This is a genomic window from Streptomyces sp. NBC_00287 (assembly GCF_036173105.1).
In the GTDB taxonomy this organism is placed as follows: Bacteria; Actinomycetota; Actinomycetes; order Streptomycetales; family Streptomycetaceae; genus Streptomyces.
Window position 1 is genome coordinate 751,567 of sequence record NZ_CP108053.1, and the last position, 20,276, is coordinate 771,842.

Consider the following 20,276-nt stretch of genomic DNA (forward strand, 5'->3'; position numbering starts at 1 on the left):
AGTTTTAATGGATATTCCGACCGTGCGTCCTCTCAGCCGCCGCCCGTCACCGCAGCTTGGCGGTGATCCGGTATCGGCCCGACGCCAACCGGCAGACGTACTCGCCATCGGTGTAGTCGATGAAGCGCACGCCCTCCGCCCGTGCCAGTGGGGTCCGTCCCTCACGAACCGAATCGGCCGACGCCGCCGGAAGGCGCAGTACCGCCTCGCTGTTCGCGGGCACGACCACGTCGTACACAAGGTCCCTGCCGCTGTCCTCCAGCTTCCATTCGCTCTTGATCAGGCCGTACGGCGACTCGTACGAAGCCGACACCTGGGTGATCCCGCCGGTCGGGTCGATGTGGGGTTGGAGCAGGAAGCGCTTGAAGCCGGGGCTCTCCGGGTCGCGGGCGATGCCGGCCATGTACGCGTACATCCACTCCATGATGGCGCCGTAGGCGTAGTGGTTGAAGGAGTTCATGCTGACCGGGCCGAAGCCGTCGTCCTGAGAGTAGGAGTTCCAGCGCTCCCAGACCGTGGTGGCACCGTTCCGCACCGAGAAGAGCCAGGAGGGCAGGGCGTCCTGGTGGAGCAGCTTGTACGCCAGGTCCGCGCGGCCCTCGTCGGTGAGGACGGGGGCGAGGACGTTGACGCCGAGGAAGCCCACGGACAGCGTGTTCTCGGCGTACCTGACCCGGCTGCTGTTCGGGTGGGCCGCCTTGTAGGCCGCGTCGTTGCCGATGCTGTCCGCCAAGTGACCCACCAGCGTGCGGCGTTGGGCCTCTGTCTCGTAGAAGCCGAGCTTGAGGACCCACAGCAGCGCTGTCTGGCTGTTGTCCTCCGTCTTCTGGTCGGGGTCGGCGCCCGGTTCGATCGGGGAGGCCTCGCCCAGGCTGGACTTCACCGTGACGGTGCCGCCCTCGGTGCTCAGGTACTTGGTGATGAACGCCTGCCTGATACGTCCGAAGAGCCCCTCGTACTCTTCCCCTTCCGCCTGCCTGCCGGTCGCGCGGGCCATCTGGGCCATGAGCTGGGCGATGTAGCCGTAGTAGACGTCGCTCATGAGCTGGGCGCTGGTCTTCTGGGGCGCCAGCCAGTCGCCGGTGAGGGAGCCCTGGCCGGCGTAGGTGTCGCCGGTCTGCTGCCGGATCCAGTCCAGGTAGCGGGTCATCGCGGGCCAGTTGGCGTTGACGACGGTCGCGTCACCGGTCATCTGCCACACGGTCCAGGGGACGATGACACCGGCGTCCGCCCAACCGCTGCCCCCGCCGGGGAAGTTGTAGCGTCCGCCCGGCGCGACCCCGGTGAACTGCGCCTTGTCCGCGCCGTAGATGATCGCGGAGTCGACGACGGTGTCCTGGAAGTGGCTGAGGAAGACTCCGGCGTCCGCGTTGTAGAGGCCGGTGGTGGAGAAGACCTGGGTGTCGCCGGTCCAGCCGAGGCGTTCGTCGCGTTGCGGGCAGTCCGTGGGCACCCAGAGGTAGTTGCCGCGCTGGCCCCACCGTATGTTGCTCGCCAGTTGGTTGATGTCGGGGTCGTTGGTGGTGACGGTGCCGGTCTCGCGGATCGCGGAGGTGGCGACCTTTCCGGTCAGGCCGGTGATCGTGACGGTTTCCGTCGTGGTGACGGATACGTAGCGGAAGCCGTAGAAGGTCAGGGAGTCCTGGTGGGTCTCGCCCTGCCGGTCGCCCTTGAGGATGTACGTGCTGGTGGCCTTGGCGCTGCGGAGGTTGGCCCGGTACAGCGAGCCCTCCGGGCCGTCGGCGCCGGCGCTGTCGTCGTTGAGCATCTCGCCGAACCTGAACTCGACCTGCGCTCCGGCCGGTCCGCGCAGGTTGTAGCGGGCCACGCCGACCATGTTCTGGCCGAGGTCGAAGACGGCGGTCTCGCCGGCGCCGATCGTGACCGAGGCGGTGGCCGCCTTCGCGGGGTCCGTCACTGTGCGGGCCGGGTCCACGACGAGGCGCCCCCTGCCGTGGGGGCTGCCCTCCTGGCCGGTCACTCCGGTGACGACGGTGACCGACTGCGGTCGGCGGTCCCAGCGGGTCATGAAACGGGCGGTCTCGGCCGGGTGGGCGAGAAGCTGCACGTCCGGGTACTTGTCCTCGAACGCCACCCGTTCCACGTCCGACCAGGCGGAGTCGTCGAACCCGGGGGCCGTCCAGCCCGAGAGCTCCTTGCGGGCGTCGTAGGTCTGGCCGTCGTAGATGTCGTCGGCCCGGTAGGGGCCGGTGTCCGTGGTCTTCCAGCCTCCGTCCGGACGGGTGACGACCGTCTGCGACGAGCCGTCGGTGTACCGGATCAACAGCTTGGCCTTGAGGGCCAGGGCGTTTCCGTCACTGGAGTAGTAGGTACTGCCCTCGGAAGCACGGCTGTTGTACCAGCCGTTGCCGAGGACGGCGGCGAGCGTGACGGCTCGCTCCCGGGTCGCGAGGTCCGTGACGTCGTAGGTCATGTAGTTGACGCGGGCGTCGTAGTTGGTCCAGCCCGGGGGTAGCAGTTCGGTCGTGGTGCCGCCGTCCTGCGGGACGGTGACATGGCGTCCGTTGACGTAGGCCTCGTACACGCCGAGGGCCGAGACGTACAGCCGTGCCTCGCTGACCCAGTTCTTGAGGGTTGCTTCCGTCCGCAGCATGGGTGCGCCGGCGGAGTTGGGGGTCTTGCCCTTCATCCCGATCCACTGCGCCCCGTCCCATCCGGCCACGCCGTCCGTGGTCATCAGGCCGGTCTCGAAGAAGCCGGGGGACGCGGTGCCGACCTGGCGGCCTTCGGCGTCCCAGACGGTGACGGTCCAGTGATAGCGGGTCGAGGGCCGCAGGGCCTTGCCCGCGAAGCGGACGGCCACCGAGTCGGGAGAGGTGACACGGCCGCTGTTCCATACGTCGGCACGGGCACCCGTCAGCCGGTCCGGGGAACTCGCCACGAGGATCTCGTACGCGCCCTGGTTCCGCCCCCGGGCCGCGGACCGCATACGCCAGCCGAAGCGCGGCTGGGCGGCGTCCATGCCCAGGGGATCGGTGCGGTGTTCCACGGTCAGCCCCGACACCGCGCCACCCTCCGCGCGAGACGGCGCTTCGGCCGCCGTACTCGTTCCGCCTCCCATGGCACCCGCTCCTATGGTCACGGCGCCGGCCGTCGCGGCGAGCACGGTACGGCGACGGATCGCGCCGTCCGCGATGCCTTCCGCACTGCTTGCTTCATGGCTCACACCGTCTCCCTCTGGGCTTCGCGGGCCGTGAACGTGTACCGCCCCGAGGCCACGGCATAGGTGGCACGGTCGCCCCGCACGCCCCGGAACTCTGCGCTGTCACCGGACACTTGGGCCGTACGTCCGCCGGTGGGCACCCGAACTTCCGCCGTGGTGTTGGGCGGGACCTCGATGTCGAGCCGGAACGTGCCGTCCTTGCGGGTCCACTCCGCGGACACCAGCCCGTGCGGAGTGCGGTAGCTGCCCTCGACACGGGTCAGTCCGCCGACCGGGCGAGGGTCGATCACCAGCTCGCGGTAGCCGGCCTTGCCGCGCTCCTGGCGGATGCCGGCCAGGCCGCTGTGGAACCACTCCTCGATCTGGAGCAGGATCATGTGGTTCTTGGAGTTGCCCATGTCCCACTGCTCGGGAACGGTCGTCAGCCCGCCGGGGTTGGCCGCCGTGGGCGCCATGAAGTAGCCGTAGCTGGGACGGGTGTCCTCCTGGAGGACCTCCCAGAGGACATCGTCCCGGCCGCCCTCGTGCAGCGCCCTGACGATCGGCGCGAGACCTATGGTGCCGCCGCTGAGGTGCGGCCCGCCTCCGAACGGCTGGTGGGCACGGACCAGTTCGACCAGCGCGTCGAGGACCCTCCCGCGTTCGCCTTCCGGTACCAGTCCCTCGTCCAGCGCGAGCGCCTGCGCGGCCTGGGTCGCCCCGGCGCTGCCCCGCTCGCCCTCGGCGGTGTAGCGGCCGAGCGAGGAGTTGTAGAAGGCGTCGTTGAACGCGACCCTGATGTTGGCAGCGAGGCTGCGGTACTCGGACGCGTCCGCGTCGCGCCCGATGAGCGCTGCCATCCGGGCCATACGGTCGGCGATCTGGTAGTAGCCCCAGGTTCCCGTGATGCGGCCCGAGGTGTTCTCACTGGCGATCCAGTCGGCCAGGGCGGCGTTCACAAGGTAGGCGTCCGCGCCGGTGCCCACCTTCCTGGTTCTGATGAAGTTCAGAAAGGCCTGCATCTGCGGGTAGTAGCGGCTGATCAACTGCGTGTCGCCGTACGTCTCGAACAGCAGCCACGGCACCAGGACGATGCCGTTGCCCCAATTGATCTCGTCGCCGAACCGGCCGGCGTACCCCCAGTCGTACACGGGCGCCTTGAGCGCCACGTTGCCGATGTTGTCGCCCGCCCTGGACTGGCCCTCCGCCAGGTGCCGTTGCATGGTGCGCAGGTAGGCCGAGTATCCGAAGGTGCGGTGCAGGGAGCCGAAGGGCTGAACGTAGTCGGCGGGGTAGGCGAGCTTTTCGCGGCCGGGGCAGTCCGTGAAGGTGGACATGGTGTTGCTCATGGTCGAGTAACGGGCCATACGGTGAATGCGGTTGATCCGGTCGTCGGAGGTCCGCAAGGAACCGGTATCCGGCACGTCCGCGTGGATCTGTAGGCCGGTGACCGTGTCCCGGGTCGGTACGTAGCCCTCGGGCAGGCCGGTCACCTGGAGCCACTGCATGCCGAAGTAGTGGAACTGCGGGTGCCAGCTTTCGCCCCGCTCGTCGCCGTACGTCGTGTAGGCGGCGAAGATGTTGGTGCCGCGGTTGGCGCCGCCGCCCATGATCGAGGCCTGGTGGACGGTGCCGTCGGCGTTCAGCGACTCGGCGGGGTACAGCTTGACGGTGGTTCCGGCCGGGAGCGGGCCGTCGAGCCCGATCTGCGGCCAGCCGGCGAAGTTCTGCCCGAAGTCGAAGACCCACACGCCGGGTTGGGGCTGGGTGACGCTGACCGGGCGGATCCTGTCGACGACCTTGAGCGGCTCGGCCATACGCCAGACCAGCTCGGTGGTCAGGTTCGGCGGCGGGGCGATTCCGGCGTCGACCCAGCCCGTGGCGGAGCCGTCGCGCCGCCTCGCGGATGCGCCGAGGTCTGCGCCGGGGGCGGTCCAGGCGGGCTGCTCGCGGCGGGCGTCGTAGTCGGAGCCGGAGTACCAGTTGGCGAGGGTGGTCGGGCCGAGGGCCGTCTTCCACGAGCGGTCGCTGACGACGGTCTCGACCGTCCCGTCGGCCTTGGTGAGCTCCAGACGGGCGATCAGGCGTGGGGGGACGGCCGCGCCCGCGCTCGGGTCGGTGCTCGCAAGGGAGTTGCCGGAGGCGGTGACGGTGGCGCCGCTCTCGTGCCCTGAGGTGAGGCCGGGCTGGAAGCTGATGTCGGTGCTGTCGATCGCGGTGATGGTCCGCGACTCCAGGCGCTCGCCGCCGTCATCGGTGTCGATGTTGACGGTGCCGCCGACGTGGTAGTTGGCCACGCTGCTCACCTTGACGCTGGTGGCGCCCTCGGCGGCGGGCGCGACGAGGGTGCCGCTGCCCTTGAACTGGCTCTGCCACCAGCTGTACGGGGCCGTGCGGCCGGTGGCCGGGTTCGTCACGGACCTGGTCACCAGTGCCGTGCCATGGCCCAGTTCGACGCCCAGGGTGTTGTCACCGGGTCGGACGAGGCGAGTGACGTCGTAGGCCCTGTATTCGGTGGAGAGCTGGTAGTTGGAGTTGCCGGGAGCGAGCACCTCGTCGGTGACGGGCTTGTCGTTGAGCCGGGCCACGTGCAGGCCGACGCCGGAGAGGTACAGCCGCGCCCTGACGACCCTGCCCCGGTCCACCCGGAAGGCTCGGGCGAAGACGGGCAGCGGCTGGTCGACCGTGCGGCCCGGGTACTCGATCCACCGGGCCGCGCCCCAGTCGGAGCGCTTGAGGAGCCCCATCTCCCAGGCGGCGGAGCGGCTCCACGGTGTCGCGTCGCCGTCGGTGCTCCAGGCCCGCACCTGCCAGACGACCCGGTCGCGCGAGGCCAGGGCGGGACCGTGCCAGGCGATGTCGGCCTGGGCCGAGGAGCGGACCTTGCCGCTGTCCCACAGCAGCCGGCCGCTGTCGAGCTCCTCCTCCGTGCGCGCCGCGCGAATCCGGTACGCGGACTGGGTCCACCCCGCGTCGGCGCCCACCACCCGCCAACTCAGCCGCGGGGCGGGGTCGTCGACGCCGAGCGGGCTGTCCGCACGGCCGTCGACGGCGAGACCGGTGACCTTCGCGCCCCGGCTGTCGCCCGCCTCGTCGGCGTAGGCGGCCTGTACGGGGACGAGGGGCAGAGCCAGCCCTGCCGCGGAAACGGCCATGGTGCCCACCACCTGTCTACGGCTGAGTGCTCGGTTGGTGTTTTCGGGCATGACTAAACCTCCGGTTGTGCGATTCAGCTTCCGAGTGCTGTGTTGGAAAGCGGGAGAAGGGGGTCAGCTGCCGGCCTTGTAGTCGGCGTCCATTTCCTTGAGGAGCTCGTCGGGGGTGGACTGGTCGCTGAAAATCTCCTGGAGCCCGCTGAGCATGGTCTGCTGGACCTTGGCGTTGGGCCACAGCTGGTCCATGAACGGCACCGTGCGGTCTGCCCTGATGAACGTGGAGAGTTCGGTCAGGGACGGGTCGACCGCGTAGCCCGTGTCGGACAGTGCGGGCAGACCGCCCTGCTTCTCGGCGAACAGGTTCATGCCCTCGGGCGACATCACGAAGTTCACGAACTTCAGCGCGAGATCCTCGTTCTTCGCCTTGGCGTTCACGCCGTAGCCGGCGCCGGCGGCAGCCGGGATGAGGGTCGCCGAGGTGTCGTCGGTGGCGGGCAGGGCCTTGAAGGTGAACGTGCCCTGCGGGTTCTTGCCCTTGAGGAGGGCGATCACCCAGTTGCCCTGGACGATGCCGAGCGTCTTGCCGGTGGCGGCGAGCTGCTGGCTGGCCTCGTAGTTGGTGCCCAGGGGGTTCTCCTGGAAGCAGCCGGTCTTCTCCATCGTCAGGTACTTGTCCAGGGCGGTGGTCCACTGCGACTTGGCGAAGGTGGCCTCACCGGCCTGCATCTTCTGGTCGAAGTCGCGGTCCTTGCCGTAGACGGTGGTGGCCACCAGCGCGTACTGGACCAGTTGGGTCACCCAGTTGTCCTGGTTGCCCAGCGCGAAGGCGGGGGTTCCCTTGGCCTTCGCGTCCCGGCAGAACGCCAGGAGTTCGGTCCAGGTGTCGGGTGGGGTGAGCCCCGCCTTCTCCATGGCCTGCTGGTTGTAGACCGCGCCGATGCCGTTCTGGCCGAAGACGGCGTTGTAGGTCTTCCCCTCGTACTGGGCGACGGTCTTGATCGCGTCGGGCAGCTCGGCGGCCCAGGGCTGGTCGGAGAGGTCGCGCAGATAGCCGGGTTCGGCCAGGACGTAGGTGGCGGCGGGGTTGCCGTTGCCCGGCCAGACCGACATCACGTCGGGGGCGGTGCCCGAGGAGAGCTGGGTCCGTATCTGCTGCTGGTACTGGTCGGCGCCGCTGGTGGTGTGGCGGACCTTGACACCGGGGTTGGCCTTCTCGAACGCCTTGACGATGTCCTCGACGGAGCCCTGGTCGACCGAGGCGAGGGTCAGGGTCTTGGAACCTCCTCCGTCGCCGGAGTCGCCCGTGTTGGTGCCGCCGCTGCATGCGGCCAGCAGGGAGGTGGCTGTCACTGCGGCCAGCAGGGCCGCTGATGTGCGTGTCTTCATGATGTCTCCCTCGGAGAAGAAGCCGTGGGTGTCGGGTGGGAGTTGCGCGTCATCCCTTCAGCCCTCCCGCGAAGCCGTTGATGATGCTGCGCTGGAGCAGGAAGTAGACGACCAGGACCGGCACGATGCTGATCACCAGCGCGGCGAAGATGAGGTTCCAGTCGGTGACGTACTGACCGACGAACCCGGAGATCGCGACCGGCATGGTCTGCTGGGCGCTGCCGCTGAGGTACAGCAGCGGGGTGAAGAAGTCGTTCCAGACGGCGACCGTGTTGAGCACCAGGGCCGTCACGGTGACCGGCTTGAGCATCGGCAGCACCACGTGCCGGAACCCCTGGAGCGGTGTGCAGCCGTCGATCAGGGCGGCGTCCTCAAAGTCGCGGGGCAGCGCGCGCAGGAAGCCGACGTAGAGGAAGACGGTGAACGGCACTTGGAGACCGGAGTAGAAGAGGACCAGCGCCCACGGGGTGCCGAGCAGGCCGAGGTCCCGCATCGTCTGGTAGAGCGGCAGCGAGGCGAGCTGGAAGGGCAGCACCAGGCCCAGCAGGACCACCAGGTACGTGCCGCGTGACCAGCGTGCCGTGACCCGGGCCAGTGGATAGGCGGCGAGGGAGGACACGGCCAGCACGACGGCGACGCTGCACACCGTCACCAGCACGCTGTTGGCCAACGCGCCGCCGAGTGCGCCCTGTTGCCAGGCCTGCGTGAAGTTGTCCAGGGTCGGCGAGGTGGTCGGCGCGATGGGCGAGGAGCTGTCCGATGTTGGCCGTACGGCCAGGTTGACCAGGACGTACACCGGGAAGCCGACGAAGAGTGCGCATGCGATCATCGCCAGTTCGAGGGCGAGGGTGCGCGGGCGGTAGCGGTTCATGACACGGCCCTCTCGTTGCGGGCCAGCACGAGGTACTGCCCGGTGGACGCGACCGCGACGATGATCGTCAGCACCACGGCAAGGGCGATGCTGTATCCGAACTCGCCCAGGGTGAAGGCGTCTTTGTAGATCAGCGTCGAGATGGTGTCGGTCGCGTGCCCCGGTCCGCCGCCGGTCAGGGCGTAGACCTGGTCGAAGAGTTTGATGCCGCCGATGATCGACAGCATCAGGTTGATCGTGATCGCCGGTGCCAACAGGGGCCGGGTCACGGACCAGAAGCGCCGTACGGGACCGGCCCCGTCGATCTCCGCCGCCTCATGGACCTCCTTCGGCACCGACTGCAGTCCGGCGACGAAGATGACCATGGAGTAGCCCGCGAACTGCCAGACGATCACCGCGACCACGGACCACAGCGCGAGGCTCGGGCTGCCGAGCCAGTCCTGTCGCCAGCCGTCCAGGCCCACCGCACCCAGCAAGCTGTTGACAGCCCCCTGTGGGCCGAGCAGGTTCCGCCACAGGTACGCCGTGACGATCGGGGTGATCACGGCCGGGGCGAACAGGAACACCCGCAGCAGGTTGCGGGACTTGATGGCCGTGTTGACCCCGAGGGCCAGCGCCAGGCCCAGCGCGTTCTGGATGAACGTGATCGATACGGCGATCAACAGCGTGTGCCAGATCGCCTGTTTGGCGTCGGCGTCGCTGAACATGTCGGCGAAGTTGCCCAGTCCCACGAAGGAGAAATCGGGGTTCAGGCCGTCCCAGTCGGTGAAGGCGTAATACACGCCGCGAGCGCTCGGCACCAGGACGACGAAGGCGAACAGCAGCAGGGCCGGCAGCGCGAACCACCAGGGCGGGGTGGTGCGGGGTCGGCGGGTCTTGGCCACCGGTGTCGTGCGCGGTATTCGGTCGTGGTCCGGAAGGTGCTCGTGCGGGGCGAGGGTCACAGGCGGACCTCTTCCTTGAAACGTTTCAATCATTGACGCGACAGGAGCTTCGATCGGCTCGCCGACGTACGACAGCGAGCTGGTTTCTGCATCTAGGGGATGCGCTCCGACACGGGGTGCTGGCCTGGTCGTGGGTAACGTTTCCCACGAGGTGCTGCCAGACCTTAGAGAGCGTCCCGCATGACGTCAAGATGCCGCGCACGCTGCACTTCTGTTACGACTCGAGGGCAGCCCGACCTCGGTCATCGCCTTACTGATCTGTGCCTTCGTCCGTACACTCTGCGGCAACGTTCCCCACTACGCCGGAGGGCGCCCGGATGGAGCCGCCAGCACCGCAGCGTCGCGTCACGATCGTCGACGTGGCGCGTCACGCCAAGGTGTCCACGACCGCTGTCTCCAAGGTGCTGCGCAACGCCTACGGAGCCAGTCCCGAGATGCGCGCGAAAGTACGCCGGGCGATCGACGAGCTGGGCTATCGGCCGTTGACCGCCGCTCGGGGTCTGCGCGGACAGACGTACACCATCGGCGTGATGCTGCCCGACATCCGCAACCCCTTCTTCCCCGAGATCCTCGACGGGGTCACCGGCCGGCTCGCAGACACCGACTACCAGGTCTTCCTGGGCCCGGGCTGCAACGGCGAGAAGGAGGAGGCACGCGTCACGGAAGCCATGATCGACCGTGGGATGGACGGCATCATCCTGATCGCCCCTGTGTCATCGCGCGCCCATCTCGAGCACGTTGCGTCCGCCGTGCCCACGGTGGTCGTCGGACGCCACGGGCATTCCCCGGTGTACGACACCGTGACAGACGACGACGTGGTGGGCGCGTCCTTGGTCGTCGGGCATCTCGCCGGTCTCGGGCACCGCCGGATCGCCCATATCGAGCACCACGAGACCGACCCGACACGGATCGCGGAGATGCCCAACGCCCAGCGCGCGGACGGCTATCGGCAGGCCATGCGGGCCCACGGACTCGCGGAGGAGATCGACATCGTCTCCACCAGCTACACCCAGCCGGGCGGTTATGACGGCGCCAAAGAGCTGCTCGCGCGTCCGCACCCGCCCACTGCCGTGTTCGCCGGTGCGGACATCGTGGCCATGGGGGTGCTGGAGGCCTTCACCGAAGCCGGGTTGTCCGTTCCCGGGGACATCTCGGTGGCCGGCTACGACAACACGACCTTCGCCGCCTTCGGTCCGATCTCCCTCACCAGCGTCGACCAGGCGGGCGCCGAGATCGGCGACAACGCCGCGCGTCTGCTCGTCGAGCGGATCGCGGACCGTCACAGGGCATCCGTACAGGTCAAGCTCTCTCCCACGCTGGTGGCGCGGCGGACCACCGCTGCTCCTCCCGAGTAGACCGCCTGGAAGCCGCGTTCAACCGTTCGGTTGAACGCGGCTTCCACCTCTTCGGGGCCGCTTCGCTCCGTACGGACGACGCGAAGCCGAGTCCGGCCGCACCAGAATGACCATCGCCCGTGGCGCGCGCCGGGCCTTCTGAGCCACCCCCTGAGAGAGGTCTCTTCGCATGCCCAGTTTCCCCAGCAGACGACGTGTCCTCGCCGTCGGTGCCGGTGCCGCGCTCGGCGCCGGTGCGTTCGGTACGCCTCCGGCGTCGGCTTCTCCCGCCTCGTCGGGGCGTTCGGCCGGACCCTCAGCCGGGCGCGAGGAGACCAGGTCGCTCGACGAGCTCTACCGGGCCGCCCTCGCTGAGGGCGGGAAGCTCGTCGTCTACGCCGGTGGTGACACGCCGACGCAGCAGGACGGCACCAAGGCCGCCTTCAAGGACCGCTTCCCGGAGATCGATCTGACGCTGATCGTCGACTACAGCAAGTACCACGACGTCCGCGTCGACAACCAGTTCGCCACCGACACCCTCGTCCCGGACGTCGTGCAGTTCCAGACCCTTCAGGACTTCGACCGCTGGAAGCAGCAGGGCCGCCTGCTGCACTACAAGCCCGCCGGGTTCTCGAAGATCTACGACAGGTTCAAGGACCCGCAGGGCGCGTGGGTGGCCACGGGAGCCATCGCCTTCAGCTTCATGTACAGCACGGCGACGGTCGGCTCGGACGTACAGCTCTCCCCGCGCGACCTGATCGACCCGAAGTGGAAGGGCAGGATCGCCTCGTCGTACCCGCACGACGACGACGCGGTCCTCTACCTCTACGCGCTGTACGCCCAGAAGTACGGCTGGGACTGGGTGGCCGAACTCGCCGCTCAGGACGTGCAGTTCGCGCAAGGCAGCAACTCCCCGGGCGAGGCCGTCTTCGGCGGGCGGAAGGCGATCGGCGTCGGCACCGCAGGATCGGCGGTCGGGTCGTCCCCGGTGAAGTTTGTGATCGCCGAAGGGCACCCGTTCATGGCCTGGGGCCAGCGGGCCGCGATCCTCAAGCAGGCCAAGAACTCCACGGCCGCCAAGCTCTTCCTCAACTGGCAGGTGCCCACCGAGCGCCAGCAGCGGTCCTTCAACGGCTGGTCCGTGCGTACCGACGTGACTCCCCCGGCCGGTCTGAAGCAGATCTGGGAGTACCCCGACGCCCACGTGGACGGTTTCCCCCGCTTCATGGCCGACCGCGCCGCGGTGGAGCGCTGGAAGCAGACCTTCGCCCTGTACTTCGGCGAGGTCAAGGGCGACCCGACGCCCGGCTGGCTCGGGCTGCACCCGGGCTCGTAGGTGCCGGCAGGGGCTGCCGTTCCACCCGCCGGAACGGCAGCCGGACCTCGATGTGATCGCGGAGGCCGGCAGCGGCGAGGAAGCCGTACGCCTGGCGCTCGAACTGGCACCCGATGTCGTGCTGATGGACCTGCGCTTCGCGGGCACGGGCGCCGGCATCGACGGCGTCGAAGCGATCCGCCGCCTCACCGCCAAGGCTCCGGGCATGCCCGTGGTGATGCTGACCAGCTACTCGGGACGGGCCGACGTCGTACCAGCCCTCGAGGCCGGCGCACGCGGCTACGTCCTCAAGGCGGGGCCGCCGGAGGACCTCTTCCGGGCCGTGCGCAGCGCCGCCGAGGGCGGCCTGGGCCTCGCGGCAGAGGTGGTCGGCGACCTGGTCGGGCAAGTCGTCAGTCCCGCCCCGGAGTTGACCGAGCGGGAGCGGGAAGTCGTCCGGTCGATGGCCGACGGCCACAGCAACCGCGCCATCGCGGACGCCCTGTACCTCGGCGAGGCAACCGTCAAGACACACCTGGTACGCATCTACCGGAAACTCGGCGTCGACAACAGAGCGGCGGCGGTCGCGGAGGCGGTGCGGCGGGGGCTGCTGGAGCTCACCTAGTGAGCCGGTTCGGAGATGCGGGAGCAGTAACGGCGGGAGCGCTGGCTCTCCGCCTCCACCAGTTCAAACGCCTCGCCGTGCGCTGGGACCGACGCCTCGAACTCACCGGACTGAGCACAAAGGATCTACGGTGCGGACGCCTTGGTGAGCACCAGGGCCGGCGGCTCATCCGGATCGTCCTGGAAGTACACCGACTTCGGGCCCTTCGGCCAGAGCTGGACGCCACCGATCCTGCCGAGTCCGCCGTCATCGACCGTCAGGTAGATGAAGTCGCTGGCCCCCTGGCTCTCGACGAACTCCCATCGGCCGCTGAAATCGGCGGAGCCGGAGGATCTGTCGGTCGATACGTCGGTGGCGGAGAACGTCCCGTCGGACTCAAGTCGGAGCTTGCCGCCGGTCGCTTCGTTGCGGTACACGCCGGGCAACTCGTCGGTGTCGACCGAGTCCGTACACCCTGAGATGAATACCGCAGCAGCGGTCAGTGCGGTGACGAGCCACCGTCCGCGTTTCCCCCTGATCATCACGGCCCCAGCGTAGCGGCATGGCGAACAGCCGAATCGTCCTACCCAGCCCAGCCCCCGCGCAGCGGACCTATGGGACACGCCGGGACGCGAGTCTGAGAAGCCGTACTTCGGCTGGCTCACCACCGAGCTGCCGATCTACTCCCCGAGCACCATCAACCTGAAGACGAACGTCCACATCCGCCCGGTCGGCGAGCGTCCCCTCGTCGAGCTCGAGCCCACCGACCACCCGCTCGCTGTCGAACAGCGCGTCGGCATCACCATGGACCGTGTGCGCGAAATCGCCGAAGCCCTGTTTCACGGCGACGGCGATGAATCCGGATGACGATCAAGGCAGCACTGACCTAGCGTTCCGTGCATGACATCCCCGGACGGCGACCTCGATGACAAGGCCCGGGTGACCATCCGCTGCCAGGACAACTCATCCGTGGGCATGACGTTCTGCGACCGGTTCAGCTTCGACCAGGACTCCGTCCACTACACCGTAGAAGCCCGGGCACCTGGCCTGACCGCCCGTGTCACCGAGGTGGTCGCCTGGATCTGGGACAACGACCTCACCACGTTTCTGGAGGAGCTGGCCGCGGACTACCGGGGCTGGGAAGGCGAGCGGACCTGGCACACCATGGACCGCGACCTCGCCGTCTCCGCCGTCTGCCGCTCCGGCGGTTACATCGGCCTGACCTGGACTATTCGTCCCTGGCGGAGCGCGGCGGGCGACTGGAACACCTCGGTGACCACGTGGTTGGAGGCGGGCGAGCAGATGTCGTCCTTCGCAGCCGATATCCGGCACTTCCTCGCCTGGGAGCGCGCCGCCCACCCATCAGTTGATGACCTACCGCCAGGCCGATGACGCCTGGACCCCGCCAGATCGTGGCTATCGAAGTTCAGCAGTCCCACTCGTACCTGACCGCCATGCTTCCTGGCTGAGAGACGCTGCAAGTCCCCCCTCGACCAGGCCCGCGCCACCGACGAGGCCTTGACACGGTGCAGCGCGGTCCGCAAACTCACACCCCAGCGTCAGCGAAACGAATTTCGCCAGGCGAACAGGAGGGCTCGCCCCGCCGCCCAGGCGGGCGTTTCCTCGTTCGCCGCCGCGCATGCTCGTCCGCCACCGTCCCCCACCGCTCCCCTCGCTCCCCTCGCTCCCCACGACGTCGTGGGAGAAAGTGAGCAGTCCCTTGACCGCCTCCGGTTCCCCCCATGCGCCGCGCACCTTCAGAGCAGTGGCTCCGATCCTGGCTCTGTGCTGGCTGGTCGTCTTCTTCGACGGCATGGACGTCAACATCTACGGTGCCGTGATGCCGCACCTGCTCGGCGATGCGGAGCTCGGCTTCAGTACGTCCACGGCGGGCAGCGTCGGTTCGTGGACCACCTTCGGCATGCTGATCGGCGCCCTGGCCGCGGGTACGGCCACGGACTGGCTGGGCCGCAAGCCGCTGGTCACCGCGAGTGTGGTGCTGTTCTCCGCGGGCTCGGCCGTGTGCGCCCTCGCCCCGAGCGCGGGTGTGTTCGGCGCGGGGCGCTTTCTCGCTGGTCTCGGCCTGGGCGGTCTGATGCCCATCGGTCTGGCCATCGTCGCCGAGTTCGCGCCGCCGCGCCGGGCGGCGTTGGCCACGGGCCTGATGATGACCTCGTACCACGCGGGCGGCATGGCGGCCACGGGCCTCGGCCTCGCCATCGCCCCCGAGCACGGCTGGCGCTGGGTGTTCTGGGCCGGCGTCATCCCCGCCGTCGTAGCCGTTCCGCTGGTGCTCAAGTGGCTGCCGGAGTCGCCGCGCGTGCTCCTGGCCAAGGGGCGCACGGCCCAGGCGTACGAGGTCGCGGACCGGTACGGTCTGGTGCGGCCCGACGCCGAGGACGCCCCGGCGGCCGGCGCCAAGGGACGGCTGTCCACGATCGGCGCCCTGTTCGCGCCGGGCAACCGCTGGGCCACGCCGCTGTTGTGGGTCGCCTCGTTCGCCGGGCTTCTCCTCGTCTACGGCGTCTCGACCTGGCTGCCCGAGCTGATGCGCGCCTCTGGCTACAGCCTGTCCTCCTCGGTCACCTTCCTCATGGTGATCAACGCGGGTGGCATCGTCGGCATGCTGGTGGCCGGACGGGCCGCGGACCGGTTCGGTGCGGTGCGCATCTCCGCGATCTGGTTCGTGCTCACCGCCTGCGGGGCCCTGCTGCTCAAGACGCAGATGCCGCTGGGCGTCGCCTATGCGGTCGTGTTCATGACGGGCATCTGGCTGTTCAGCGCCCAGACGATGGTGTACGCGGCCACCGCCAAGGTGTACGCCCCGGCCCAGCGCGCCACCGGCCTGGGCTGGGTCGCCGGTATCGGCCGTACCGGAGCGGTGGTCGGACCGTGGCTCGGCGGGGCGGTCATCGCGGGCGGCAACCCCTCCCTCGGCTTCACCACCTTCGCCGTGGCGGCCGTGGTCGCCGCCGCCGCGATCACGCTGGTGCCGATGGCCGGGCGGTGGTCGGCGCCGCGCAAGGCGCCCGTCCTCGCGGCCGCCGTCGACTGACGCCCCCCGCCCTCGGGCGCAGAAGTACGGTGCCCGGCCGACCGGCCGGGCACCGACGTTAGGGTGGCGGCACCACCGCCACGGAGAGCCCATGACGACGCCCCTCGCCCCGCCCGCGACCTCGACGGTTCCGCCGGAGGCCGTCACGCCTCTGATCCGCGGGATCCGCGTGCTGCGGCACCTCGCGGACTCGGACGGCGAGGTAAGCCTGCGTGACCTCTCCTTCGCCACCGAGCTGCCCCGCTCCACCGTGGACCGGATCGCCGCGACCCTCGATCATCTGGGCCTCATCAGCCTCAACGGACGGGCCGTCACCCTGTTGCCCAAGGTCATGGAGTTCGGCAACGCCTATCTCGCGTCCGTCCGGCTGCCCGCCCTGCTCGGCCCGCACGTCAAGCGGCTGGCCGACGCGCTCGACGAGTCGGTGTCCCTGACCGTGCCGGACGGCGACGGTCTCCGCTTCATCCACCAGGTGACCCACCGCCGCGCCATGACGCTCAGTTTCCGCATCGGCGACCTGCTCCCCATCGAACGGATGGCCCCCGGGCCGCTGTTCGCCGCCGACTGGACGCCGCGGCAGTGGGCCGACTGGCGTGCACGGCTCGCCGCCGACCCCGCCCACCACGGGTTCCCCTCCGTGCCGCCCCGGCAGGACCCGGGAGGCGGCGGGGCCGCACTGGAGGAACGGGCCGACGCGGCCCGGGAGCGCGGCTGGGCCATCGACGACCAGATGCTCGAGCCGGGCCTGATCGCCATCGCGACGGTCGTGCGCGACGCCGACGGCCGCAAGGTGTGCGCGCCGAGCGTGGTCAGCCACACCAGCAGACACACCGTCACCTCGCTGCACGAGGCCGTGCTGCCCCAACTGCGCGCCGCCGTCGCGGAGATGGAGCACACGCTGCGTGAAGCGCCGCCCGCCGTCCCCGAGCCCGTGCCCGCCCCGGACGCCCCGCGCGGAGGAGCCGGGAAGCAGGAGGTGGGCCGGGAGTTCGTGGAATCGCTGGCCCGCGGCCTCGGCGTACTCACCGCGTTCGGCGAGGGCCGCGACACCCTGCCCCTGACGTCGATCGCCGAGGCCACCGGCCTGGCACGGGCCACAGCACGCCGGTCCTTGATCACCTTCGAGCACCTCGGCTACGTCACCAGGGACGAGCGGCACTACCGGCTCACCCCGCGCGTCCTCGACCTCGGCTTCGCACAGCAGTCCCGTACGACGCTGTCGGGGCTGGCCGCACCGCACCTCGCCGCGCTCATGCGGCAGGTCGTCGACTCGGCCTCGCTTGCGGTGCTGGTCGGGGACGACATCCAGTACATGGCGCGGGCAGCCGCGAGGCGGGTGATGAGCGTCGACATCCACGTCGGCACCCGCCTGCCCGCCTACGCCACCTCCATGGGGCGCGTCCTGCTCGCCGGTCTCTCCCCGGCCGAGCGGACCACCGCGCTCGACCGCACCGAACTACGGGCCCTGACCGACGCCACCCTCACCACCCGGCCCGCCGTCGACGCACTCCTGGACCGGGTGCGCGACGAGGGATACGCCCTGACCGACGGCGAGTTGGAAGCCGGACTGCGCTCCCTCGCCGTCCCTGTGCACGACCGAGCGGGCCAGGTGATCGCCTCGATCAACGTCGCCATGCACAGCACCCGGCGGACCCTCGACGCATGCCTCACCGAGGTCCTGCCCGCGCTGCGCGCCACGGCCACCGGGATCGAGCGGGACCTGTGGACGGCCTCCCGCTTCGTCCAGATCCCCACCTGAGCCGACCTGGGCGGGCGTGGCGAGCCAGGGAACGACAGGGCCCTCCCGGCTGGCCGGGGCGCTGGCCTGCAGCAAGACTGACTGACACCGATGCGTCCTGCTCGAAGGAGACATCCGTGTCCGATCAGCCCAGCCGCGCTCAGCAGCTGCTCGGCGATCTCGCGCCGAAGATGGTCCAGCTCACCGATGACGTGCTCTTCGGCGACGTATGGAAGCGCGAGGGCCTGTCCCCTCGTGACCGCAGCCTGGTCACCGTCGCGGTGCTCGCCGCCACGTACCGGCCGGGCCAGCTCGACAGCCATCTGAAGATCGCGCTGGAGAACGGGCTGACCAGGGACGAACTCGTCGAGGCTCTCACCCATGTGGCGTTCTACGCCGGGTGGCCCAGCGGCATGGGCGCGCTGATGCAGCTCAAGGACATCGTCGAGGACGAGAAGGCGTAGGGAGGCCACGGACATGGAACTCCTCGCGCGGAGCGCCACCGGCAAGGCCCCGGCGGAGCGGTTCACCGGCGATGTCTGGCTGACCGTGCTCACCGACGGGCAGGCACCGTCCCTGCTGACCGCCGCCCTCGTGCGGTTCACGCCGTGTGCCCGCACCGCCTGGCACCGGCACGCCCTGGGTCAGACGCTGCACGTCACCGAGGGCGTCGGCCTGGTGGCGACACGGGACGGCGCGGTCATCGTGATGCGGCCGGGCGACACCGTCTTCACCCCGCCGGGCGAATGGCACTGGCACGGCGCAGCTCCCGACCACTTCATGGCTCACCTGGCGATGGCGCAGGGCACCGGCGATCCGGAGGCCCCCGCCGTCGAGTGGGGTGAGCACGTCACGGACGACGAGTACCGCGTGGTGGCCACGCAGGCGGCGGTCTGACGGACGTAGTAGTCAATTGATGGTCAACGGCGAGCGGCACACCGTCACGGTCGACAACCGGACCTCGCTGCTGGACCTTCGAGGTATCCCAAGGAGACGGCCATCTCCCTCACCACCGAGATCATCGCCCACACGAACCACGGCGCTGGTTCCATCCACCGGACGTGACGCGGGCTGGTTTCGGCCGAACCAGCCCGGCACCCTTCCCTGCTGGTTTAGACCAATGCTAGATCTGGTGGCGCAATGAGTCGACATGGCTACGGCACGTCACCAACAGGAGGGCGCGGCATGGCCCGCACCACCCCGCACGACCACCCGCTCACCGAGGCACAGCCCCTCTACTGGCGCATCGCGACGCAGTTGCTCGGCGAGCTGAGCGACGGCACGATCCCGCCCGGCGAACGGCTGCCGGGCGAACGGCACTTGGCGCGGCAATACGGGGTCAGCAGGGAGACCGTACGGCAGGCGCTGGAGGTGCTGCGGCACGACGGCCTGGTCGCCACCGACCGGCGCGGCAGCCACGCCACGCTGCCCGGGCTGCCGGTCGAGAACCCCGCGGCGCTCACCTTCCCGGTCGGCGCCCGGGCCGCCGATCCCGGCGCCGTCGACCGCACGACGGTGACCTGGGAGACTCCCCCGCCGGGCCACGCCGAGGCCCTGGGCCTCGCCCCGCACCGCCGCACCCTCGTGCACCGCTACGAGTCCGCGGGCGCCGACGGACGCGGCCACCGTACGGCCGTCACGTCGTTCTCCGCCGTCGCACTGGCCGAGGTCCAGGAACTGGCCCGCTACCGGGACCGCGCCGACGGCTCCACCTCGGCCCAACTCCGCCGCGCCTACGACTGGATGCGCAAGGCGGGTCTGACCCTGCATCACCGGGACTCCATCACCCCGCTCGCGGGCGCACCGTCGGTACGGGTCACGCGATGCGTGCACGACCAGTACGCCCGCCCACTGGAGATCACCGAACTGGTCGTTGACGCCCGACAGGACGCACTGGTCTACGAGTTCACCCTGCCGGCGGCAGTCTGAAGGCGCCCGCTTCCGAGGGCAACGCCCGGATCACGGCGGAGATCTGGGTGTTGCCCTCAGGTCAGCCGACGCGCCACGATCATCCGGACCCGCGGACTCCCGTCCCGCCGTCGGCCGAACTCGGGAAGGGGCTCCAAGGCCACGGAGAATCCGGCGCGCTCGAGGTCCGGCACCACCTCACCCAGCCGGAACGCCCGGTAGTACATGACGAACGGCGGACGCCACACGGCATTGCGCACCCGCATCACCGCGTCGAAGCCCCACAGCATCCAGTACGCCCACGATCCCGGCCGCGGCGGAGCGACGACCGGGAAGACGAACGCCCCGCCGGGCCGCAGGACGGAGTGCACCTGGGCGAACAGCCCCGGCAGCTCGCGCGGCAGAAAGTGCCCGAAGGCGCCGAAGCTCACCGCGAGGTCGAAGGCGGGCGCGAAGGGGAGAGCGCGGGCGTCGGCACGGACGTACGACACCGGCGGCTCGGCCTTGGGCGTGCGCTCGCGCGCGACCGCCAGCATGCCCGCGCTGAAGTCGATCCCGGCGACATGGTGTCGGCACACGCGCGTGAGGACATCGATCCCGGCGCCCGTGCCGCAGCACAGGTCGAGACCGGCATCGAAGGGTCCCATGCGCTCCAGTGCCTCGGCGACGGCGTCGAGTACCGAGTCGGGGGTGCGGAAGGGGGTGTGGTCGAACTTCGGCGCGAGCAGGTCGTAGCCGCGTTCGACGGACGACAGCGCCTGGACGGCGAGTTCGCGCAGGGTGGGGCCTTCGGGGCTGAACAT

At 69.7% G+C, this 20,276-nt stretch carries 16 protein-coding genes and 1 pseudogene; 10 read left to right on the plus strand and 7 right to left on the minus strand.

From position 1 onward, the window contains the following. Positions 1-46: 46 nt before the first annotated feature. From OHT76_RS03740 to OHT76_RS03760, 5 genes are all read right to left on the minus strand, one after another. The gene (locus OHT76_RS03740) at positions 47-3,187 is read right to left on the minus strand and encodes a family 78 glycoside hydrolase catalytic domain (protein ID WP_443049709.1); all 3,141 of its coding nucleotides are present in this window, start codon (positions 3,185-3,187) and stop codon (positions 47-49) included. Then, complete coding sequence (locus OHT76_RS03745) at positions 3,184-6,369, minus strand: family 78 glycoside hydrolase catalytic domain (RefSeq protein ID WP_328869277.1); 3,186 nt, start codon at positions 6,367-6,369, stop codon at positions 3,184-3,186. Before OHT76_RS03745 ends, OHT76_RS03740 begins: the two co-directional genes overlap by 4 nt. 63 nt (positions 6,370-6,432) lie before the next feature. After that, a complete protein-coding gene (locus OHT76_RS03750) occupies positions 6,433-7,704 on the minus strand; it encodes an ABC transporter substrate-binding protein (RefSeq protein ID WP_328869278.1) in 1,272 nt (423 codons plus the stop codon). Positions 7,705-7,753: 49 nt separating this feature from the next. Continuing rightward, complete coding sequence (locus OHT76_RS03755) at positions 7,754-8,575, minus strand: carbohydrate ABC transporter permease (RefSeq protein WP_328869279.1); 822 nt, start codon at positions 8,573-8,575, stop codon at positions 7,754-7,756. Further along, positions 8,572-9,519, minus strand: a complete 948-nt coding sequence (locus tag OHT76_RS03760) for a carbohydrate ABC transporter permease (protein WP_328869280.1) — start codon at positions 9,517-9,519, stop codon at positions 8,572-8,574. Before OHT76_RS03760 ends, OHT76_RS03755 begins: the two co-directional genes overlap by 4 nt. A 317-nt stretch (positions 9,520-9,836) precedes the next feature. Between OHT76_RS03760 and OHT76_RS03765 the strand changes: the two genes are divergently transcribed. The 3 genes from OHT76_RS03765 to OHT76_RS03775 all read left to right on the plus strand — a co-directional run bounded on the left by OHT76_RS03765 (position 9,837) and on the right by OHT76_RS03775 (position 12,793). Next, positions 9,837-10,874 (plus strand): LacI family DNA-binding transcriptional regulator, encoded by a 1,038-nt coding sequence (locus tag OHT76_RS03765; protein WP_328869281.1) that lies wholly within the window; start codon positions 9,837-9,839, stop codon positions 10,872-10,874. A gap of 169 nt (positions 10,875-11,043) precedes the next feature. Further along, positions 11,044-12,189 carry an ABC transporter substrate-binding protein gene (locus OHT76_RS03770; protein WP_328869282.1) on the plus strand — a complete coding sequence of 382 codons (1,146 nt, stop codon included), beginning with the start codon at positions 11,044-11,046 and terminating at the stop codon, positions 12,187-12,189. 13 nt (positions 12,190-12,202) lie between these two features. Next, positions 12,203-12,793: a response regulator transcription factor gene (locus OHT76_RS03775; protein WP_328876446.1), complete on the plus strand. Its 591-nt coding sequence runs from the start codon at positions 12,203-12,205 to the stop codon at positions 12,791-12,793. Positions 12,794-12,918: 125 nt separating this feature from the next. Here OHT76_RS03775 and OHT76_RS03780 read toward each other — a convergent pair whose 3' ends face one another. Further along, positions 12,919-13,314 (minus strand): hypothetical protein, encoded by a 396-nt coding sequence (locus OHT76_RS03780; protein ID WP_328876447.1) that lies wholly within the window; start codon positions 13,312-13,314, stop codon positions 12,919-12,921. Between the two features lie 58 nt (positions 13,315-13,372). On the opposite strand from OHT76_RS03780, the pseudogene OHT76_RS03785 reads away from it, so the two are divergent. The 7 genes and pseudogenes from OHT76_RS03785 to OHT76_RS03815 all read left to right on the plus strand — a co-directional run. Continuing rightward, positions 13,373-13,639, plus strand: a pseudogene (locus OHT76_RS03785) (DUF2199 domain-containing protein); the annotation flags it as partial. A 33-nt stretch (positions 13,640-13,672) separates the two neighbouring features. Next, positions 13,673-14,164, plus strand: a complete 492-nt coding sequence (locus OHT76_RS03790; protein ID WP_328869283.1) for a DUF6228 family protein — start codon at positions 13,673-13,675, stop codon at positions 14,162-14,164. A 373-nt stretch (positions 14,165-14,537) separates the two neighbouring features. Beyond that, a complete protein-coding gene (locus OHT76_RS03795) occupies positions 14,538-15,827 on the plus strand; it encodes an MFS transporter (RefSeq protein WP_328869284.1) in 1,290 nt (429 codons plus the stop codon). A 91-nt stretch (positions 15,828-15,918) separates the two neighbouring features. Further along, positions 15,919-17,586 carry an IclR family transcriptional regulator domain-containing protein gene (locus OHT76_RS03800; RefSeq protein ID WP_328869285.1) on the plus strand — a complete coding sequence of 556 codons (1,668 nt, stop codon included), beginning with the start codon at positions 15,919-15,921 and terminating at the stop codon, positions 17,584-17,586. Positions 17,587-17,702: 116 nt separating this feature from the next. Next, the gene (locus OHT76_RS03805) at positions 17,703-18,029 is read left to right on the plus strand and encodes a carboxymuconolactone decarboxylase family protein (protein WP_328869286.1); all 327 of its coding nucleotides are present in this window, start codon (positions 17,703-17,705) and stop codon (positions 18,027-18,029) included. Between the two features lie 13 nt (positions 18,030-18,042). Beyond that, the gene (locus tag OHT76_RS03810) at positions 18,043-18,462 is read left to right on the plus strand and encodes a (R)-mandelonitrile lyase (RefSeq protein ID WP_328869287.1); all 420 of its coding nucleotides are present in this window, start codon (positions 18,043-18,045) and stop codon (positions 18,460-18,462) included. 288 nt (positions 18,463-18,750) lie between these two features. Continuing rightward, positions 18,751-19,494: a GntR family transcriptional regulator gene (locus OHT76_RS03815; protein WP_328869288.1), complete on the plus strand. Its 744-nt coding sequence runs from the start codon at positions 18,751-18,753 to the stop codon at positions 19,492-19,494. A 56-nt stretch (positions 19,495-19,550) separates the two neighbouring features. On the opposite strand, the gene OHT76_RS03820 is transcribed toward OHT76_RS03815, so the two are convergent. Continuing rightward, complete coding sequence (locus OHT76_RS03820) at positions 19,551-20,276, minus strand: class I SAM-dependent methyltransferase (RefSeq protein ID WP_328869289.1); 726 nt, start codon at positions 20,274-20,276, stop codon at positions 19,551-19,553.

Coding starts and splice junctions, on each gene's coding strand:
- OHT76_RS03820 (WP_328869289.1), bottom strand. CDS start 20,276: ATGTTCAGCCCCGAAGGCCCCACCCTGCGCGAACTCGCCGTCCAGGCG.
- OHT76_RS03745 (WP_328869277.1), bottom strand. CDS start 6,369: ATGCCCGAAAACACCAACCGAGCACTCAGCCGTAGACAGGTGGTGGGC.
- OHT76_RS03815 (WP_328869288.1), top strand. CDS start 18,751: ATGGCCCGCACCACCCCGCACGACCACCCGCTCACCGAGGCACAGCCC.
- OHT76_RS03780 (WP_328876447.1), bottom strand. CDS start 13,314: ATGATCAGGGGGAAACGCGGACGGTGGCTCGTCACCGCACTGACCGCT.
- OHT76_RS03810 (WP_328869287.1), top strand. CDS start 18,043: ATGGAACTCCTCGCGCGGAGCGCCACCGGCAAGGCCCCGGCGGAGCGG.
- OHT76_RS03755 (WP_328869279.1), bottom strand. CDS start 8,575: ATGAACCGCTACCGCCCGCGCACCCTCGCCCTCGAACTGGCGATGATC.
- OHT76_RS03800 (WP_328869285.1), top strand. CDS start 15,919: ATGACGACGCCCCTCGCCCCGCCCGCGACCTCGACGGTTCCGCCGGAG.
- OHT76_RS03790 (WP_328869283.1), top strand. CDS start 13,673: ATGACATCCCCGGACGGCGACCTCGATGACAAGGCCCGGGTGACCATC.
- OHT76_RS03750 (WP_328869278.1), bottom strand. CDS start 7,704: ATGAAGACACGCACATCAGCGGCCCTGCTGGCCGCAGTGACAGCCACC.
- OHT76_RS03770 (WP_328869282.1), top strand. CDS start 11,044: ATGCCCAGTTTCCCCAGCAGACGACGTGTCCTCGCCGTCGGTGCCGGT.
- OHT76_RS03765 (WP_328869281.1), top strand. CDS start 9,837: ATGGAGCCGCCAGCACCGCAGCGTCGCGTCACGATCGTCGACGTGGCG.